Source organism: Streptomyces sp. NPDC047981, from assembly GCF_040653315.1.
GTDB lineage: Bacteria > Actinomycetota > Actinomycetes > Streptomycetales > Streptomycetaceae > Streptomyces.
This window is the reverse complement of record NZ_JBEZNQ010000005.1, coordinates 33,798-52,433: the sequence shown is the minus strand read 5'-3', so window position 1 is coordinate 52,433 and position 18,636 is coordinate 33,798. Positions and strand designations below refer to the sequence as shown.

Below are 18,636 nucleotides of genomic sequence, written 5' to 3'. Positions count from 1 at the left end.
TTCCTGGTCGGGTGGTCAGGCCGCGGCCGGGCGGAGGCGGACGGGCAGCTGCTCGTGGCCGTTGCTGATCAGGGAGCTGAGCGGCTTGAGCTGGTCGGCGGGGACGGCGAGTTCGAGGTCGGGGAAGCGGGTGAAGAGCTTCCGCAAGCCGGTGGCGAGCTCCAGCCGGGCGAGCGGGGCGCCGAGGCAGAAGTGCACGCCGTGCCCGAAGGCGAGGTGGTCCTTGGCGGGCCGACGGATGTCGAAGTCGTCGGCGGTCTCGCCGTGCCAGTCGGGGTGCCGGTTGGCCGCGGCGTAGGAGGCGAGGATCGCCTCGCCCTTGGCGATGGTCTGGCCGTCGGGCAACACGATGTCGTTGACGGCGTAGCGCATCGGGAGGTGCTTGACGGCCGGTTCCAGGCGCAGGGTCTCCTCGACGACGTCCGCCCAGTCGGCGTGGCCGGCGCGGAGCTGGTCGAGCTGTTCGGGGTGGGTCAGCAGGAGGCTGATGGCCTGGTCGAGGACGTTGACGGTGGTCTCGTATCCGGCGCTGATCATCAGCAGGAGGGTGTCGCGGAGCTCGGCGTCGGACAGGCCGCGCCCGTCTCCGTCGTCGTCACGGGCGGCGATGAGCAGGGAGGTCATGTCGTCGCCGGGGGCGGCGCGCTTGGTGGAGATGAGCTGGTCCAGGACCTTGTAGAGGTCCTTGGTGTTGGTGGCGGCCTGGTCGGCGGTGAGGGTGGTATCGAAGACGCCGTCGACGACGCTGCGGAAGTGGGCCCGCTGGTCGGTGGGGACGCCCATGAGGTGGCCGATGACCGCGAGGGGAAGCGGGTAGGCCAGGTGTTCGCGCAGGTCGATGCTCTGTCCGGTGGGCAGCGCCTCGAGGTCGTCGAGGATCGCCTCAACGATGGTCTCGACGACGGGGGCCAGGGCGTCGATGCGGCGAGCGGAGAAGGCGGGGGCGATCATGCGCCGCAGCCGCCGGTGGTCGTCGCCGTACGCGGTGAACATGTTCTCGACGGCGATCCACAGCGCGAGGGGCCAGGTCTGTATCGCTTCCTGGTAGCCGGGCCAGTGGGCGCGGGCGTCCTTGGAGACGTCGGGGTTCTTCAGCAGGCTCTTGAGCAGGGCGGGGTCGTTGATCGACCAGGCGGTCACGCCGAGGATGTCGACGCGGACCGCGGCGCCGTGGCCGCGGAGCTGTTCGTGCTCGCCGTGGTGGTCGGCGCCGGTGGGGTCGAGGACGATCGGGGTGGCGGGCTGGGGCATGGGAGGACTTCTCCTTCAGGCTGCGGCGGGAGCGGGGAAGCGGACCGGGAGCCGGGTCAGCGCGCGGTGGAACGGGCCCGGGCGCCAGGTCAGCTCGCCGGCAGGGCAGTCGAGGTCCATCTCGGGCAGCGCGTCGAGCAGGTCGGTGACGGCCGTTTCGGCGATGAGGTAGGCCAGGGAGCGTGCCGGGCAGGCGTGCGGGCCGGTGCTCCACGACAGGTGGGCCCGGTCGCCGGATTCGCCTCCTTCCAGGGCGGGGTCGTTGTTGCACGCGGCCATGGAGATGACGACCGGCTGGTGGGCGGGCAGCAGGATGCCGTCGAGGTGGACGGGCTGCGACGGGTAGGTGATGCAGTAGTTGGCCAGCGGCGGATCGCGGTAGAGCACGGTGTCCAGCACTTCGCGTACGGAGGCGCTGGCGGAGTGCACGGTCGCGCAGAAGTCCTCGTCGGTGAGGATCTTCAGCAGGGTGTTGGTGATCAGGTTGGTCAGCGGTTCGATGCCGGCGCCGTACAGGGTGACGAGCTGGTGCGCCATCTCGGTGTCGTCGAGCCGGGCCGGGTCGGCGATGAGTCGGGAGGTGATGTCCTCGGCGGGCTGGTTTCGGCGCAGGGCGACGAGCTCGGACACGGCCTGGGCCAGCATCTGGTTGCCGGCCGCCGCGTTGACCCCGTCGAAGATCTTGGCCATGCCGTTCGCGATGCGCAGGCCGAGCTCGTCCGGGCAGCCCAGCAGCGCGCTGAGGATGCGGAACGCGAGCGGCCATGCGAACTGCGCCAGCAGATCGGCACGGCCCGCGGCGCGGAAGTCGGCGAGCGTCTCGGCGACGACCCGTTGGACGAGGGCGTGCAGGCGGTGCTGGTCGACGGCGTCGAGTGCGGAGGCGTTCGCCGCTCGGTAGCGGGAGTGCGCGGGGCCGGCCGAGCGCAGCGCGTTGGGGCGGTACTCCATCATCGGCCGCACGGGACAGGTGTCGGGGACCGCCTGCTCCCACACCCGCGGGTCGGCGGGGAAGCGCAGCTCGTCGTTGAGGATGCGGCGGGCCTGGTCGTAGCCGATGACCAGGGTCGCGGGCACGCCGGGCGCCAGGTCGACGGGTACGAGCGGCCCGTACGCGAGGCGCATCGCAGCGTAGGCGGCGTGCGGGTCGGCGGCGAACTCGGCCTCGTAGAGCGCGATACGGGGCGGCGGTGGGGCGGTGGTCACGGGCGGCGCTCCAGGGGGCGGAGGTGACGGACGGTCAGGTAAGTGACGAGTTCGATCAGGGCCAGGTAGCCGGAGCGGCCCACGCGCGCGTCGCATTCGATCAGCGGGGTGTCCACGTCCAGGGCGAGGGCCTGGCGTATCTCCTCGGGTGGATATGCGGGGGCGCCGTCGAACCGGTTGATCGCCACGCCGTAGGGGACGGCGTGCTCTTCCAGAAGGGCCAGGTGCTCGTGGGAGGCGTCGAGGTTGCGCGTGTCGACGAGGACCAGGGCGCCCAGAGCGCCCTCGATCAGGCTCTGCCACAGCGGCCGGAACCGGGTCTGGCCCGGGGTCCCGAACAGGTACAGCACCCGGGTCGGGCTGATGTGGATGCGGCCGAAGTCGACGCCGACGGTGGTCGTCTTCTTCTCCGGGGCGCCGGCGAGGTCGTCCACTTTGGCACCGGCCTGGGTGAGCGGCTCGTCCATGTGCAGGGGCGGCACTTCGGACACGGACCCGACGAAGGTGGTCTTGCCCACGCCGAAGCCGCCCGCGACGACGATCTTCGCGGAGTGCACCGCGGTGGTGGGGCGGATCTCAGACCTTGGTTCGTAGACCATGGAGCACCTCCCTGAGGATGTCGATGTCGGGCTGGTCGTCGCGGGCGTTGACGGGGCTGCTCAGGTGGCCGCTGTCCATCAGGTCGCAGACAAGGATCAGGACGGTGGACGGCGGGAGCTGAAGGACGGCGGCGATCTCGGCAACCGCCAGGCCGCCCCGTACGCCCTGGGCCAGGGCCAGGACCCGGCGGTGGTCCAGACGCAGCCCGCCGGCCGGGCCGGTCGCGGCGAGGACCAAGGACTCCAGGCGCACGTCCGGACGGCTGGGGCGGTCGCGCCCTCCGGTCCGTACGAAGGGCCGCACCATGTCCGGGTCCCGCCGCGGCCCGCTCACCCCGCGGCCTGCGCGTCCCGTACCGGCGTCCGGGCCTCCACGGCCATCCGGTCGCCGACACTCACCGCGAGCTCGCCCATCTGGTGGGCGATCGCGGCGAGGTCGACATCCGGGCCGCTGGTCTGCACGAGCAGGAGCGCGTTCGGGCCGGCCTGCGTGATCAGGCAGACGTAGGCGTTCAGCTCCAGCAGGAGCTGCCGCATCCCGCCGCCGCTGAACTCCTCGCTGTAGGCGCGGGCGGCGCCGCGCAGGCTGGCGGCGATGGCCGCGTGCCGCTCGGCCTGGTCGTGACCGATGGAGGACGTCCGGGAGTGCAGCATGCCGTCGGTGCTGAGCAGGACCGCGCACTGGACTCCGTCGAGCGTGGCGAGCCGCTCGTCGAGCAGCCATCCGAGCGTGTTGGCGTGCGTGTCGGTGAACATCAGACTCCTTCGGGGGTGGTGGGGCGCGCGCACCTGGTGCCGGCGGCCCAGGCGGCGACCACGCTCGGTCGGCCCGGCTGGGCGTGCTCGTCACCGGCGGCGGGCTGCCGCGGTGCGAGGGCCGCGCCGCGCTGGCGGACGGTCAGGCCGGTGGACGTGGTCTCCGGCGCGGGCACCGGCGGGGCGGGCTGCGCGCTGGCGGCCTGCTCTTCGGGGGCGTGGGTGAGCAGGTGGCTGGGGAAGAAGATCTGGACGCTCGTGCCCCGGTACGTGTTGGGGGCCTCCAGGTCCACGCTGAAGCCGTACTCGCGGGCCAGGACCGCGGCCACCGCGAACCCGGTGCGCGGGTGCGCCCCGTGCTGGGTGACCGGCGCGGTCTTCTGACTGTTCAGGGTCTGGCGGGCGGCCATCACGGCCTCGCGGTTCATCTGCAGCCCGGCGTCGTCGATGCGCACCGTCAGGCCGTGGTGCCCGTTGAGCAGGCGCACGTCTACGGAGGCCGACGAGGGCGAGTACTTGAGCGCGTTGTCGAGGAGCACCGCGATCGTGTGGACGGCCGGCCCGACTGCCCGGCTGGTCAGGGCGACATCGGATTCCTCGTGCTTGATCCGCTCGAACCCCTCCAGGTGGCCCATCGCCGCCTGGACCACGTCGGTGAAGGTGGTGGCCGGCCAGCGCCTCGACAGCTTCCCTCCGCCGAGAATCACGTAGTTCTGGGCCACCAGCAGCAGCTGCTGGACGAGACGGTCGATGGTGACGAGCGTCTCGTACGCCTCGCCGCCCGCGTGTCGGCGCACGCCCTCGCTGATCTGCCGGCTCACCCGCGACGCGATCACCACCAAGGACGCGGCGAAGCTGCGCACCGCCGCCTGGGCCGCCTCCTCAGCAGCACGCTGGGCCTCGGCGGCCGCTGCCTCGGCATCCTGCTTGACCTTGGACACCTGAGCGCCGGTGGCGGTCTCCGCGTCGTACTGCACCTGCCGCATCGCCGCGGCCACCGAATCCACGACGAACCGCACGCGGTCGGCGATCACGGTGCCCGTCAGGGCATCCGGCAGCGCGAGGTCGACGCCTTGTCCGGCGCCAGGCCTCACGACGGCCGCCTGGATCGCGGGCACCACCTCGTCGGCCACCTGCCCGAGGATCAGCTCGGCGGCCCGCAACTGCCGGGTCAGGTTCTCGGCATGCCGCTGCAACCTGTCGGACCGGCGGCGCTCCGCCCGCAGGGTCCCCCGCAAGTGCCAGACCGCGCCTCCGCCCGCCAGGGCCAGCGCCGACGGCACGGCAACCGCTGCGGCTTCTATCAGAGTGCTCATCAGATCCCCACGGGCGTGCGCTCGTCTCGGGCAGGTACGAAGTACGGAGGGCGGGTCGCGGGCGGCGGACACAGGGCGGCCATCAGCAGGAACGGCGCGCTGAAGACCCGTCCCTGCGCGTTGCCGAAGCGGGCCCAGCGCAGGTCGTCGCCCGGTCCGGCCGTGTGCGGCGGGACCTCGAGGAGGCCCTCGTCACGGTGCTCGGCCGGCCAGCTCCACTGCATGCCGTAGCCGGAGCCGGGCGGGAGGATGAGGACCCACTCGTCGGTGAGCGCACGGGCCACGGCGGCGCCCACCGGATGAGGCCGGAACCCTTCGAAACGGCTGATGACTTCCAGCGCGGTGCGACTGGGCATCGTCAGGGTGTCGAAGTGCTCCCCGATTACCGCGGCGAAGGGCTCGTCCGCCACCCTCAGGGGGAACAGGTCGCCGACGGTGATCTCCTGCGGGCCGGGGCAGGCTCCGTACGAGGGCGATACCGCCCCGGAGCCGGCAGCCGCGAACCCCGCCGGTCGGAGGGAGGCCGCCCTCATCGCGCGGCCCCCGCTCCGACCAGTTCCCGGTCACACCGCGCGGCCTCCAGGGCCAGCTCGGACTGGATGATCGACACGTGGGAGAAGCCTTGCGGGAAGTTCCCCAGCTGTCGCTCGTTGACGGGATCCCACTCCTCGGCGAGCAGGCCGAGGTCGTTGCGGGCCCGCAGCAGTCCGTCCTGGAGGATCTCGGCCTCGTCGACGCGCCCGATGAGAGCGAGAGCGGTGACCAGCCACCCCGAGCAGATGAGGAAGGCGCCCTCGTCACCGGGCAGGCCGTCGACACCCGGCGCCGCGCCTTCGGTGCGGTAGCGCAGCAGGAACCCGCCCTTGATGGACAGCTCCTGCTGGATCGCCTCGATCGTGCCGATGAGCCGCTTGTCGTCCGGGGACAGGAAGCCGGTGATGGCCAGCTGCAGCAGGGAGGCGTCCAGCGCCGACGACCCGTACGACTGCGTGAAGGTGTTCCTCTGCTCGTCGTACCCGTCGCGGCAGACCTGCTCGTGGATCGTGTCCCGGATCTCCCGCCACCGCTCCACCGGGCCCTGACAGGCCCCGGAGTCGACGAGACGCACAGCCCGGTCGAAGCCGACCCAGGCCATGACCTTGGAGTGGACGAACTGCCGGCGCGGGCCGCGGACCTCCCACACTCCCTCGTCCGGCTCCTCCCAGCACGTCTCCAGGCAGCCCACCAGGTCCGTGATCAGTGGCGCGACGACCGCCGTCAGGCTCGGGTCGCGCTGCTGCGCCGCGTACAGGGTGTTGATGACCTCGCCGTAGATGTCCAGCTGCAGCTGCTTGACGGCGCCGTTCCCGATCCGGACCGGAGCCGAGTTCTCAAAGCCCGGCAGCCAGTCGAGCACAGTCTCGGGCAGGTCACGCTCGCCGCCCACCCCGTACATGACCTGCAAGTTCTCGGGGCGGCCCCCGATGACCACCCGGAGCCAGGCGATCCAGTCCTTGGCCTCCTGCACGAAGCCGCACGCCAGGAGCATCTCCACGATGAGGGCGGAGTCGCGCAGCCAGCAGAAGGTGTAGTCCCAGTTCCGCACGCCGCCGATCTCTTCGGGCAGCGACGTCGTCGGCGCAGCCACGATGGCGCCGGTCAGCGCGTAGGTGAGGGCCTTGAGCGTGATGAGGGACCGCTCGACGACTCCCCGGTGGGGCCCGGTGTAGGTGGACTGGGAGATCCAGTCCCTCCAGAAGTCCGCGGTCGCCTTCTGCAGCGCGGTCGCGTCCGGCAGCGGCGGCGGGGCGTCGTGGCCCTGCTCCCAGGACAGGGTGAAGGAGACGCGTTCGTCCGCGGACACGGTGAATTCCGACGACAGGTCACCGTCGGCCTCACGAGTGGGGGCGGAAGTGTCGAGCCAGAGCCGGCCGTCACCGAGGTCGGCGCTCGCGCGGCGGCCGTCGACCTCGATCAGCGGCACGCGGATCCCGTACCCGGGGCGCGCCCGCATCAGGGATCGCATCGGCACCCTGCCGCTGACGCCGCGCACGATGCGGACCAGTTGCGGCGCCCCACCGGTGGTCGGCATGAAGTCGAGAACCTGAACCGTGCCGGTCGGGGTGATCCAGGTGGACTCCAAGATGAGCGTGCCGTCGAGGTAGCGCCGCCGGTCCGCAGCTGCGGGCGCGGCACCGTCCGCACCAGCCGGGCCGATGCGCCACAGCCCGTGCGTCTCGGTCCCGAGCAGGCTCGTGAAGTGGGCAGGGGAGTCGAAGCGGGGCAGGCCCATCCAGTCGATGGCGCCGTCCCGGTCGACCAAGGCGGCCGTCCGCATGTTCCCGATGAAGCCGTGCTCCTCGATCCGTCCCACTCGCCGGGGCCGCACCAGAGCGTTCCTGGGGGTCGGGATCAGCGCACCGGCAACCGCTGCCCCGAGAGGCAGGGATGGGTGCGGAGACATGAGGCGGCTTTCCATGGTGTCCGATCTCTACGGGCCCGGAAGAAACCGGGCGGTTGCGGGTGGGCATGGTGGAGGGGCGGCTTCGCCGCGTTCATCGGCAGAGAGCAGCTTGAGAGGGCCTAGGGCGGCGGGGCCTTGGTGGGACGCGACTTCGTCGCCAGGGCGGTCATGGCGTGCGCGCGGGCCAGACGCCGGGCGATGACCTCGAAGCCGGGGTCCGGCCCGGACGTCCGCAGGCAGTGTTCGCGGAGGAGTTCGTCCAGGACGCGGTCGGCCTCGACGCTGTCGTCGGCGCGCACGAGCTCGGCGTAGGCGGCGAGCGCATCCCGCCGTGCGGCCCAGTACGGTGCCGCCGCGCTGCCGGGCCCGGCTTCCACCAGGCGGCCAATGTCCTGCTGGACGTCCCGCGGAAGGCGCCCGCCCGTGCTGTCCTTCGGCCGGCCGACCCACCAGGTGTGTCCGGCTTCCCGGCCTCCGAGGAATCCCTCGACGATGTCGAGAAGCCCGACGACCACCTCCGCTCGGAGGTCGGCTCCGGCCCCACGGGACGCCGCCTGGTGGGCGATGCCGGCGGAGTCCGCCGCCATCACTGTCTCCGCGGCCTTCAGCAGCGGTCCGTCGCCCCACCGGCCGGGGTGCGGGCGGTAGGGCACGAGGATAAGGTCGCGCAGCGCACCAGACTCCATGAGCGGGTCGGCCCAGGCGCCGATGTGGCCTGCGGCTGCTCCGGTCGTCTCCGGGTCGTCAACGCGCACGGTCAGCTCCAGGTACGGGGCGAGCCCGTCCTGGCAGCGGATCCACCACGCCACGTCGCCGAGGTCCGCCAAGAGCCCCGGCAGGTGGTCGGCGAGCAGATCCCTCCGCCCCTGGACCGGTCCGTGAAGCCGTGCCTGGACGTACCGCGAGCCGCCGATGGTGTGCGCCCTGAGGGCGGGCTCGGCGACCGTGCTCAGGTCCGGCGCAGGCCGGGCCGGGCCGACCGCGCGCAGGAGCGTGACCACCTCGACCGGGCGCCCGGCCCAGCCGTGGGCATCGAACGAGGGAGCCTCGACGAGGTGGAGGGGGCCGAAGCGGTGATCGGATGTCTGCTCGCGGAGCAGCGCGAGGTCGCCGGGGCGGGTGAGGTCGAGGGACAGACGCTGGTCGAAGCGCTCCGCGAGCACCCGGTCGGGGATCCGGCGTTGGTCACGGAGGGTCGCCAGGGTGTCCTCCCACCGTGCCGTTGAGGCCCGGGGGCCGGGCAGGTCCCAGGAGTTGAGCCGCCACATGGCCGGGCTCAGCACGCTCCGCCCTGTGACGACCCGGGGCAGGACCGGCAGGTGTCGGGCGGCCCCCCAGTGCATGGGACGCAGCGTTCCGACCGGGCCGGTCATCCGTACGGCCTGGCCGCGGACGAGTTCGTCCAGGAAGCGGACGAGGGGCGGGGTCTGGCACTCGATCTGGAGCGGGTGCGGGGTGCCTGCCTCAATGACCTGCCGGCGGGAGCGGGAGACGAGGTGGAGAGCCTGTCCGTCGCACATGACCGCCAGGTCGGACAGCTCGATCAGGTCGTCGGCCGGTTCCCGGTACTCGGATAGCGGGATGACGGCGGGCATCAGCTGCGGGGTGCGGGTGATGTGCACCCCGGAGGGGGAAAGGGCCGGGAAGGACAGCTGAGCAGTCAGCGCGCTGGCTGTGCTGGTCGGCCGGTTGGCCAATTCGTCCAGCAGGGGGCTGGAGGGTCGAGTCGCGAGCAGCGCGGCGAATCGCCCCCCGCTCAGATAGCCCCACCCCCGCGAGGCGGCGCGGACGGCGAGCTCGAAGGTGCCGGAGGCGAGGGCGTTCAGGGAGGGACTGTGGACCTCGAAGAGGAGTTCCAGGTGCGGAGGCAGTTCCATGGCGTCCGGAGCGCCGACCTCGATCCGTTCCACCAGCTCGTCGTCAAGGACGACGTCCTCCCCGGTGAGCGTCGCGTGCTGGGCAGTGGCCAAGAGGACGGAATCGCGAGGGGACATGCGGTGCCAGGCGGTGCCGGCCGTGGGAGTGGTGTGGTAGCCGTCGGGCAGCCCTAACCCGGTGGGGCTGGTCAGCTCGAGCAGCGGCACCAGCACGTGGGGGCCGTAGTGGTCCAGGAACCGCTGGCGGTAACCCGTCCAGGCCTCGTACCCGTCGGGTTCCGGGCTGATCCGGGCGAGCATCTCGGCGGCCGTCTCCGCCTCCCGCGCCACCTCGCGAGGCAGTACGACCGTTCCGTCCACCAGGACGTCGAGCGCGACAGGCTGGTCGTCGCCCGGCACGTACGAGACCATCCGCTCCCGGACCTGGGCTCGGAGGGAAGCCTGAGCCCGGCCGGCTGTCCGGTTGTGGGTGGCCATGAGCCGGTGGATGTCGCCCAGCGCGCTCACAAGTTCGGCGGCCTCGGGGAGGCGGTCAGCACCCACGCGGGCGAGTTCGCGGAGCACGTAGCCCAGTCCGTCGATGTCCGTAGCCGGTGGCTGCAGAGAGGTGATCAGCACGCGCTGGGCGACCAGCTCGTCCAGCAGTGCCCTCACGGCCGGTTCGAAGTGCTCGGGGAAGTCGGCCCAGATCTTGTGAAGCAGCTCGTTGTACGGGACGGGGGAAGCGGCGAGGTCGGTCAGCACCCGCACTTCCGGCTCCAGACGCAGCGAGACCTCGTGCACCTCGGTCCCCTTCGCGTCCAAACGCCGCTGCTGCCACGGGACGACGAGCCGGCCGCCGCGGGGCGCGGCCACATTCGACGCCACCAGCCACAGCCGCTCGCGAACGCGCGGCATCGCTTCCAACTGGCTAACGATGTCCGTGAGCCACTGCGAGCCCGCCCGTGCCACGGCCTGGTGCTCCTCGCCCCACTGGACCACCGTCGCGGTGCCGAAACTGGCCTCCAGCACTCCGGCGAACAGCCCGAACGGCACCGGGCGGGTCACAGCGCGCTGGCAGTAGGCCGCCAGCGACAGCAGCATGCCGCGGATCCGACCCGGATCGACCTCACCCTGTGCGGTGAGAGCGTCGAGGCTCCGGGCCAAGTCGGGGCTGGCGTGCTGGACCATGTCCCGGACCTCCGGCAGCGCCCACGCCTGCTGGATCCAAGCGTGGGCCTCGTCCGGTGTGCCGCTCGCGGAGGGGACCGGCGGCAGGGCAAGGCGCGCGCTCGGGTGGCAGACGGCCCGGAGCAAGGCGGGCTTTACGCTCACGAAGCGCACTCTGCTACTGGCGGTGCTCATGCCTCTCCCTTGGTCGTGAACTCTGGCTGCTGGGCCGCCGTCCGGCCCCGCTTCTCAAACAGCCGACCTGCGGCCGGTGAGGAAGAACCTGTCGAGCGCGTCGGCCGTGTCGGGTACGACCGCGTCACAGACTTCGATCCGCCGGAGAAGCGACCCAGTCTCGTGCCCGTCGTTGGTTGCCCGCTCCGCGTGTTGGAGCCGGGGATCGTCCGCCCGTCGGGCCGGAGGGTGGTCGTTGATCATTTCTCGCCTGCCTCTGCGTCGTGCTCTGGTTCGTCGGGCCGTGTTCGCTCCCACCGCGGCCCGATGATCACCAGAACGCCCATCCCGCCCACGGCGACCACCAGCAGAATCGCTGCGTCCGCCGTCAGTCCCATCGCCTCGCCCTATTTCGTGCGGAACATCGTCGGCAGTCCATACCAGCGGCGCCCTGAGAGGACGACGACTGTAAGCGGTTCGAAATGGACGTTTGCTCACAGCTGTGAGCAGCTGTCAAAGGCCTGGTCATGTCGGGTGCGTGGACTCCGAGAAAGTGGACTCCATCCCGCTCCTCGACGGGCTGGACACAGCGCCGAGGGCGGTCGACACGCACCGCTCCAGCGGCTGGCAGGTATCCACCACGACCTTCGGCTCCGGGATGGGATCCGTGCCGGCATCCTTCGGTCTGGGCAGCGGATCCGGAACACCGGCTGCTGCCGACCTGGCCCTCGCCGACGCCACCTCGTCGGGACATACGCACTCGACGATGTGCAGCACGTGGCCAAGGCTCGAAGCGAATCGGCGCAGAGACAGAACGTCCCGGTTCCGGGTGAGGGGGCGTCCGTCGAGCACGATGACCGTCCCTGGTGCCGTGTCGAGGTTCCACGACGCCGCCTTCAGTACTCCTTCGTACAACCAGTCGTTCAGTTCCGGAGGAGCCGCGACCAGGTTGGGGAAGAGGACCTTCCGCAGCGCAGCCGTGTCGAGCAAGATCCCCGGCAAGGCTTCCGCCAAGGCGCGGGCGAGGGTGGACTTGCCGGTGAAGGGTCGGCCGCCTAAGGCGACGATCATGCACTCTCCTGTGAGCACTCGAATCCATGTCCGCTCCCGGTCACGCCGGCTGGGGCATCAGCTCGGGCAGGGCAGCCGGCTGCGGGCACTGGAAGAAGGCCCACACCGCCTTCCCGCTGACACCCTGCTGGCCGCTGCGAGGGGCCGCGGTCCAGCCGTCGGACTCTGCGTTGACGAGGACCAGACCGCGCCCGCAGTCGGCAAAGGGGGACGGGCGGATCTTCACCTTCGGGATGTCGCCGGAGTTGTCCGTCACCATGACCCCGAGGGCGAAGCCCCGCTTGAAGACGAGCGTGACCCCCACGGACTCGATCTCCTCCGGCGGTCGAGTTCGACCGTGCACGACTGCGTTGGTGACCAGCTCGCTGATGACCAGCAGCACTCGATCGACGAGGTCGTCATCCTCGGGCAGACCCCAGAGCAGGAGCTGGCGCCGAACGAAGCGGCGGGCCTGACCCACGTTGCTTTCCCGGCTCTCGATCTCGACGGCGACTCGCTCAATCCCATCGCCGTATGCCAGCACCGCCAGGAATTCCCCGCTCTTCAAGGATGTCAACGCGCCCACCTCCCGGTTCTGGTAGGCGGGCGCCACCCGCCATCGGCTCCGAGGCCGCATGACGAGGTGGCACCCGCCGTGAGTCCGCCTGCCGGGGCGTCAGGTCCTCCGGCCAGCGGACGGCTTGTCGGGCTTCCGAGATCAGCAGGATTCGCCTGAGGCTGGCGCCGGGCAACCGCGACGGTTGACTGATCAGTGACCCCGGCTACCTGAAGTAACTGATCTGGTCACTGATCTGTGAAGAAGTCACTGTTTTGACGCAGAGTCGATGGCTCGTCACTACGATTTCGAGAATCGATCCGGGCTGAGGAGGTGCTGATGGACCGCACGCCGCACGGCCCGTCCTGTGCCAAGCGGTTACGACAAGAGGCCACTCGGCGGGGTGCGTCACCCGGCGAGATCGCCCACGTCATCCATACCCACTGCGCGGTATCTCTCCTACGAGCCCAGCGCCTCGCCCGCGGGCTGACGCTGCAGGAGGCAGCCCAGGGCTTGAACGAAGTCAGCGCCGGACGTGTCGACGCCCCGCGGGTGGACGGCGACCAGCTAGGGCACTGGGAGAAGGGCCGCCAACCGCGCCCGGCAACGCTCGGGCTCCTGTGCGAGTTCTACGGCCACTGCGCACCCGAGGATCTGGGGTTCACGAGCGCGGAGGCTGCCGTGCCGTCGCGGTCATCCGCCCTGGCCATGACGGGGCGCCTACTGCCCTCGCCCAACGCTGTGCGGGCGCCCTTCACCGTCGACGCGTTGGAACAGCAAGTCGACGCCGCCCGACGCTCAGTGGACCGGACCCTGGCGGCCGGAACAGTCAGCTCGACCCAGCTCGACATGCTCGATGAGCAGGTGCTCTGGACGCGAGAGCAGTACGTATACACAGCTCCGGCGCCCATGATCAAGGTACTCCTGGACCAGCTCGCGGAGGTCGAGGACCTCGCGGCGCAACGGCAGCCGGCCGCCGTCCAGGTCCGGCTGTCCGAGCTGACCGCCATGCTTGCCACCTTGATCGCCGACGCCCTCATGAAGCTCGGGCACCTGTACCGGTCCCGGTCCTGGTACGCCACGGCGCGGAACGCCGCGGACGACAGCGGCAACACGGAACTCCGCGCCCGGGTGCGGGCGCAAGCTGCGATGCTCCCGTTCTACTACGGCCCCTTGGAGGAGGCGGTCGCCCTGACCCGGCAGGCCCGGATCATCAGCCGCGGACGTGCCAGCGCGACGGCCGCCTTCGCCTCGGCGGCCGAAGCACGCGCACTCGCCAAGCTGGGAGATACAGAAGGAGCCGAGGCAGCACTCCGGATCGCCACCGCCGTGTTCGAGCAGAGCGGAGCCGGAGGCCCGGCCGACAACGATGCCTTCGGCTTCCCCGAACGGCGATTCAGGCTCTACGAGAGCGGCACCCTGACGGCCCTCGGCAAAACGAGCCAGGCGCGTCGCGTCCAGGAGGCGGCCCTCCGCCTCTACCCCTCGAAGACCGGCATCGATCCGGCGCTGCTCAGTCTCGAGTCGGCCCTCTGCCTTGCACACGACGGCAGCCCGACCGAGGCATGCCAGTTGGCAGCCAGTACCTTCCTACGGATCGTTCCAGAGCACCGCACGCCAATCGTGGAAGAGCGGGCACGAGAGGTCATCGGGGCGCTGCCGCCGGGCGCGGAGTCAGGTCGCGCAGCGCGCGAGTTGCGCGAGATCCTCGCGCTTCCTCCCGGACAGATGTGACAGCGGCCGTACACGTCGGCGAGCCTGGACCCCATGACACAAGCTGCGCCGGCCCCCGGCGGGTACGACGAGTCCGAGATGTACCAGGTTCTGGAGCGAGGGTGTACGGCCGTCGGCCTCGACTCCTCCGACGCCCGCCTGCTCCGCGGGCACACGAACGCGGTCATTCTCCTGGAGAAGGAGCAGGTCGTCGTCAAGATCGCCCGACGCGGGTCACGCGTCGATGACGTGGCACGCACCGTCCAGTTCGTTCGGTGGCTCATGGCCGCCGGCTTCCCCACGGTTCCCCTGCACCCCGTCGACCAGCCCGTCGTCATCGACCAGCACGCCATCACCTTCTGGCAGTACCTGCCCCAGCCAGCTCAACCCCTTGCCGCAGCCCAGCTGGCCAAGCCTCTGTACGCACTCCACACGCTGCCGACTCCACCCGTTTCCCTGCCCGTCCACGACAACCTCGCAGCGATCCGCCGGTCTCTCTCCGCGATCACCTGTCTGCCCTCGGAGACGCTGTCGTTCTTGGGCGAGCACGCCGCGCAACTCGAGTCCGATCTGAACGCCGTTGAGTTCGAACTCCCACAGGGAGTGATCCAGGGAGACCCTCAGCACCGCAATGCCCTGCATGTGGGCGACGGCAAGGCGGTGCTGTGCGACTGGGACACGGTGGCGCTCGGACAGCCGGAGTGGGACCTGATCACCGTAGAGGTTCACTGCCGACGTTTCGGTCACGGAGAGCAGCACTACGGGGCCTTCGCCGACGCGTACGGGTGGGACGTCACGCGCTGGCCCGGATACCGCACCCTGGCGGCGATCCGCGAGCTGCGCATGATCACGACGAACGCGCGAAAGGTCCACCACGCCCCGAGCAGTCTTGAAGAGGTCCAACGACGGGTGGATGGGCTTCGCCGCCAAGACCAGCTCCTCGGCTGGAGCATCCTCTGACCCCAAGCAGTACGTGCGGGCACCGCGGGCTGAGGGGTGCGGTGCCCCTCGCCCCAGTCGATCCACAGGACGCGACCAGGCAAGTCTCCGGTCCGGTCCGTGTACAACCTCTCTCTATCCTGTCGTGGTTTCCACGGGCATCCCTGCGACCGGCTCCCTCTCTTCGGATCAGACCCTTTTGAGGGGAAGTATCCCCTCTTTGTCAGACTGACAAAGAGCCAGGTCGGGTGGCATCATCACCCCGTGCCCAAAGGACGCCCCCTTCGCCCACAGAGCGCTGACCTGCGGAAACTCCGCCAGCAGCTCTACCAGATGCACGTCGATGCAGACGATCAGAGCCTCGCCCTGTGGCCAGATGACCGGGATTCCATCGGAATCCTCAGCTACACGCGGACTCACCACCGCGCTCTCCCGTCGGCCACCTTCGAGAACAAGCGCCGGGGCGAGCAGGCCGGCCTCCGACTGACACTGATCCGTCACCTACGCGAAGCCCTGGACCGCGAGGAACTCGCGGCCCTGGAAGACGCCCGTAGCGGCGGGCTCACCTGGCAGGCTGTCGCCGACCTGATCGGAGTCGAGTACCCGGGCAGCGCATCCAACCGTCTCGATCGGCTTCGCGCATCGGCAGCAGCACCCGATGGCCGGCGCACCCCTGCTGCTGGACGGAAGGCCGTTGCCGAGGAGGCCGCGGCAGCCGATCGTGAGCGCCGCGCCCAACTCGCCGTCGCGAGGCGATTCAACGAGGTACGTGGTGTCGCATCGAACCTTCTTCGGCAGATTGACGACCTCACATTGAACGAGGATGCCGAGGAATGGCTCGCTGCTGCGCAAGAGATCCTCGAAGAGGAGTCTCCAACTCCTACAGCACAGCAAGGACTGATCGCCTACATCAGCCTCGCGGCAACCGAAATCAAGCTGTTCGCAGCCACACAAGGCGTGCCTGCTGCCCGCACCAAGGAAGCCGAATCGGCACTCAATGACGCGCGGAACCTTTGAGTATCAAGCCTCCACAAGCCAGCCTTCTCCACTGTCACACCCCCACCAGAAGATCTGACCACCACAGGTTTCGCGATCCTGATGAGCAACTGTTGCCGAACTAGAAGGCGCCCCAGAAGCACATCGGAACGCTCAGCCAACCGACCGATTCACCCCTCAGCACCTCCCTTGGTTCCAGGAAGAGGTCGCCAATTTCCAACACGCCACTTGGGGTCTTTTTTCCCACAAGCACGGACTGACCTCTTGCATCATCGACCGCCATCAAGAGGAATTGATCTCCAATCTCACGAAGGTTGAAGCAACCACACCAAGAGCATCTATGCAGGTCACAGAGCTAGATAAGTCTCTTGCCTAGTCGCTATCGCAGACCTCTGCAAGTCTCTCACCCAGCCTCACTAGCAGTGCTCTTGCAGTCCTTAGGTTGGCCTTTACGTCAGGGTGAAGCACGCTTCCTACATAGGTCTATGTACAGGTCGACCAGTACGACTTCCCTTCGACCTATGCAACACCCCTTCAACGCGCCTTCAGATAGCACCTTCATCAGCTCCATGAAACAGGCTGCACAAAGCTCCTCCCCTTGACCAGTGATACGACTGTAGAAACAGGCTGCACATAGCCTTTGCCTTCGGCTAGTGATACGACTGCACTCACGATCTAGCTCCCGGCCTATACCGAGTCCGATAGTTCGACCTCAGGTGCACCCAACTATCAGAACCCACTGGAGACCCGACTAGCAGCCCCTCTGACGGCCCCAATTACGAACACCCGATCAAACTAGGCATAGTCCGAATCACCGGGCAGTCGAAAGGTTCACTATTGGATCGATCTGACGGACGCCCCAGAGACTCGCCTGTAGACCTGCTGAACCAACAGGTGACCAGCCAACTGTGGGAATCAACGACAGACCCATCACGAGACTCAGCGAAAGAACCACCTGGCAATCGTCCATGCGGTCTGACACATGGACGCCTGAACGAACCCAGGTAGGCCACGGGGTGGGAGCCGCTCAGCAGCCAGACCCTCGGGTAAGCTGCCGTCCCGTCTCTACACCAGGGGCGCGAACTGCTCGTTGACCCAGGTCGGAGTCCACCATCGGACGCCACACGGCGCCCGTCGATCGCTCGGAGGGGAACCCGCACTGATGACCGTCGATGAACTCACGCTTCCCGACTTCTCACTTGAGCCGTTCACGCCCTCGACGTCCCCCGACGTGCTGAATCGGTTCGTGGAGTCGCTCCGCCCCTTCCTGACACGGGTCATCGCCGTGTTCAACGGCAAGGGCGGCCAGGGCAAGACGAGCATCGCGTCGCACACGGCCGGCCTTCTCGCCGAAGGAGAGGCCGCGAAGGCGGCGGAGGGCCAGGAGGCCGGCCGTGTCCTGCTCATCGAAGTCGATGCCCAGGGCAACACGCTTCACGACCTCGGCATCAAGGGCCACGCGCTGAACGACGACGGCAAGTCCCTCGCCATCGCCCTCCAGTTCGGCGACCTGCCCAAGATCATTCGCGATGTACGCCCCCACCTCGACGTGGTCCCGAGCGGCAAGCAGCTGGAGCAGATCCCGTTCCAGATGGTCACCATGCAGAGCAAGCACGGCCAGGCAGCCAACCTGAGCCTGGCCGTGATGCTCGCCAAGCTGTCCCGCGAGTACGCCTGGATCGTGATCGACTGCCCGCCGGTCACCAAAGAGCCCCAGCTCCTTGCACTGTGCGCGGCCAGGTGGGTGCTGGCCCCGGTCTCGACGGGCGACACCTCGTCAATCGACGGACTCGGTGGCGTATCACACCGCTTCGAAGAGACCGCCCATCTCAACCCCGATCTGGAACTCTTGGGCGCGGTTCTCTTCGGGTTCGCCCACCGGTACTACACCGACAAGAAGACGAAGGAGAAGCGACCGGTCGGCCTGTGGGTCCAAGCACGGGAGCGGATCCAGACGCTGCTGGCTGAGGCCGGCTCGGATGCTCCCGTCTTCCAGGCGGTCATCCGAGACGCAGAGGGGGTCGCGGTCAACTGCCGGGACAGGGGCCAGTTGGCGTACGAGGTCGCCGAAGCGTCCGACGGCATCAAGTGGTGGGAGAAGAAGCGCGGCCAGAACGGAACCGTGCTCCCCACGGAACGTGCTGAAGAGGTGGGCCGCGACTACGAAGATCTGGTCGTCGAGATCGTTGAGCGCGTGGTTCAGGTAGAGCAGGAGGAGGCCCTGGCCGCATGACCGAGACCTACACGAACGGTCCGGTGACCCCGCCGAAGCCCCAGGTTGCCGGGCTGGGACGGCGCCGCGGATCCCGCGTGGCTGCGGCCGGAAGCCAGTCTGCCGGTACGGCGCCTGCAGGCGCCGTACCGGCCACCTTCGCAGGGGGTGGCGCAGCGGTTCCTCCTCCTACTGCCCCGGCCCCTGTCCCCTCCATCGATCCGGAGGCCGAGGAGAAGCGCAAGGCCGAGGAAGCCGCCCGCGCCGAAGCCGAAGCCGAGGAGAAGCGCAAGGCCGAAGAGGCCGCCCGCGCCGAAGCCGAAGCCGAGGAGAAGCGCAAGGCCGAAGAGGCCGCCCGCGCCGAAGCCGAAGCCGAGGAGAAGCGCAAGGCCGAAGAGG

At 69.3% G+C, this 18,636-nt stretch carries 15 protein-coding genes and 1 pseudogene; 5 read left to right on the top strand and 11 right to left on the bottom strand.

Annotated elements, in window-relative coordinates; genetic code table 11:
• Positions 1–15: 15 nt before the first annotated feature.
• From AB0E14_RS04850 to AB0E14_RS04800, 11 genes are all read right to left on the bottom strand, one after another.
• Positions 16–1,251 (bottom strand): cytochrome P450, encoded by a 1,236-nt coding sequence (locus AB0E14_RS04850; RefSeq protein WP_362412036.1) that lies wholly within the window; start codon positions 1,249–1,251, stop codon positions 16–18.
• A gap of 15 nt (positions 1,252–1,266) precedes the next feature.
• A complete protein-coding gene (locus tag AB0E14_RS04845; RefSeq protein WP_362412032.1) occupies positions 1,267–2,457 on the bottom strand; it encodes a cytochrome P450 in 1,191 nt (396 codons plus the stop codon).
• Positions 2,454–3,056 (bottom strand): ATP/GTP-binding protein, encoded by a 603-nt coding sequence (locus AB0E14_RS04840; RefSeq protein WP_362412029.1) that lies wholly within the window; start codon positions 3,054–3,056, stop codon positions 2,454–2,456. Before AB0E14_RS04840 ends, AB0E14_RS04845 begins: the two co-directional genes overlap by 4 nt.
• Positions 3,034–3,363 (bottom strand): DUF742 domain-containing protein, encoded by a 330-nt coding sequence (locus tag AB0E14_RS04835; protein ID WP_362412026.1) that lies wholly within the window; start codon positions 3,361–3,363, stop codon positions 3,034–3,036. Before AB0E14_RS04835 ends, AB0E14_RS04840 begins: the two co-directional genes overlap by 23 nt.
• Positions 3,364–3,386: 23 nt before the next feature.
• Complete coding sequence (locus AB0E14_RS04830) at positions 3,387–3,812, bottom strand: roadblock/LC7 domain-containing protein (RefSeq protein WP_362412023.1); 426 nt, start codon at positions 3,810–3,812, stop codon at positions 3,387–3,389.
• Positions 3,812–5,128, bottom strand: coding sequence for an ATP-binding protein (locus tag AB0E14_RS04825; RefSeq protein ID WP_362412020.1), 1,317 nt, complete (start codon positions 5,126–5,128; stop codon positions 3,812–3,814). Before AB0E14_RS04825 ends, AB0E14_RS04830 begins: the two co-directional genes overlap by 1 nt.
• Positions 5,128–5,484, bottom strand: coding sequence for a hypothetical protein (locus AB0E14_RS04820; RefSeq protein ID WP_362412017.1), 357 nt, complete (start codon positions 5,482–5,484; stop codon positions 5,128–5,130). Before AB0E14_RS04820 ends, AB0E14_RS04825 begins: the two co-directional genes overlap by 1 nt.
• 173 nt (positions 5,485–5,657) lie before the next feature.
• On the bottom strand, positions 5,658–7,496 hold the full coding sequence (locus tag AB0E14_RS04815) for a glycoside hydrolase family 15 protein (protein WP_362412014.1): 1,839 nt from the start codon (positions 7,494–7,496) through the stop codon (positions 5,658–5,660).
• 194 nt (positions 7,497–7,690) lie between these two features.
• Positions 7,691–10,762: a lantibiotic dehydratase gene (locus AB0E14_RS04810; RefSeq protein ID WP_362412011.1), complete on the bottom strand. Its 3,072-nt coding sequence runs from the start codon at positions 10,760–10,762 to the stop codon at positions 7,691–7,693.
• Between the two features lie 534 nt (positions 10,763–11,296).
• On the bottom strand, positions 11,297–11,842 hold the full coding sequence (locus AB0E14_RS04805) for an AAA family ATPase (protein ID WP_362412008.1): 546 nt from the start codon (positions 11,840–11,842) through the stop codon (positions 11,297–11,299).
• Between the two features lie 40 nt (positions 11,843–11,882).
• Positions 11,883–12,434, bottom strand: a complete 552-nt coding sequence (locus tag AB0E14_RS04800) for an ATP-binding protein (protein ID WP_362412005.1) — start codon at positions 12,432–12,434, stop codon at positions 11,883–11,885.
• A 282-nt stretch (positions 12,435–12,716) separates the two neighbouring features.
• Between AB0E14_RS04800 and AB0E14_RS04795 the strand changes: the two genes are divergently transcribed.
• From AB0E14_RS04795 to AB0E14_RS04775, 5 genes and pseudogenes are all read left to right on the top strand, one after another.
• Entirely contained in the window at positions 12,717–14,111 is a 1,395-nt protein-coding gene (locus tag AB0E14_RS04795; RefSeq protein ID WP_096624502.1) for a helix-turn-helix transcriptional regulator, read from the top strand.
• Between the two features lie 33 nt (positions 14,112–14,144).
• Complete coding sequence (locus tag AB0E14_RS04790; RefSeq protein ID WP_362412001.1) at positions 14,145–15,050, top strand: phosphotransferase; 906 nt, start codon at positions 14,145–14,147, stop codon at positions 15,048–15,050.
• 243 nt (positions 15,051–15,293) lie between these two features.
• The gene (locus tag AB0E14_RS04785) at positions 15,294–16,046 is read left to right on the top strand and encodes a hypothetical protein (RefSeq protein WP_362411998.1); all 753 of its coding nucleotides are present in this window, start codon (positions 15,294–15,296) and stop codon (positions 16,044–16,046) included.
• 1,141 nt (positions 16,047–17,187) lie between these two features.
• A complete protein-coding gene (locus AB0E14_RS04780; protein ID WP_096624510.1) occupies positions 17,188–18,258 on the top strand; it encodes a ParA family protein in 1,071 nt (356 codons plus the stop codon).
• Positions 18,255–18,636, top strand: a pseudogene (locus AB0E14_RS04775) (hypothetical protein); the annotation flags it as partial. The gene AB0E14_RS04780 and the pseudogene AB0E14_RS04775, both read left to right, overlap by 4 nt.

Excerpts from the sequence above, each read along its gene's own strand:
- AB0E14_RS04850 (WP_362412036.1), bottom strand. The coding sequence starts at position 1,251 with ATGCCCCAGCCCGCCACCCCGATCGTCCTCGACCCCACCGGCGCCGAC.
- AB0E14_RS04840 (WP_362412029.1), bottom strand. The coding sequence starts at position 3,056 with ATGGTCTACGAACCAAGGTCTGAGATCCGCCCCACCACCGCGGTGCAC.
- AB0E14_RS04835 (WP_362412026.1), bottom strand. The coding sequence starts at position 3,363 with ATGGTGCGGCCCTTCGTACGGACCGGAGGGCGCGACCGCCCCAGCCGT.
- AB0E14_RS04830 (WP_362412023.1), bottom strand. The coding sequence starts at position 3,812 with ATGTTCACCGACACGCACGCCAACACGCTCGGATGGCTGCTCGACGAG.
- AB0E14_RS04825 (WP_362412020.1), bottom strand. The coding sequence starts at position 5,128 with ATGAGCACTCTGATAGAAGCCGCAGCGGTTGCCGTGCCGTCGGCGCTG.
- AB0E14_RS04820 (WP_362412017.1), bottom strand. The coding sequence starts at position 5,484 with ATGCCCAGTCGCACCGCGCTGGAAGTCATCAGCCGTTTCGAAGGGTTC.
- AB0E14_RS04805 (WP_362412008.1), bottom strand. The coding sequence starts at position 11,842 with ATGATCGTCGCCTTAGGCGGCCGACCCTTCACCGGCAAGTCCACCCTC.
- AB0E14_RS04795 (WP_096624502.1), top strand. The coding sequence starts at position 12,717 with ATGGACCGCACGCCGCACGGCCCGTCCTGTGCCAAGCGGTTACGACAA.
- AB0E14_RS04790 (WP_362412001.1), top strand. The coding sequence starts at position 14,145 with ATGACACAAGCTGCGCCGGCCCCCGGCGGGTACGACGAGTCCGAGATG.
- AB0E14_RS04780 (WP_096624510.1), top strand. The coding sequence starts at position 17,188 with ATGACCGTCGATGAACTCACGCTTCCCGACTTCTCACTTGAGCCGTTC.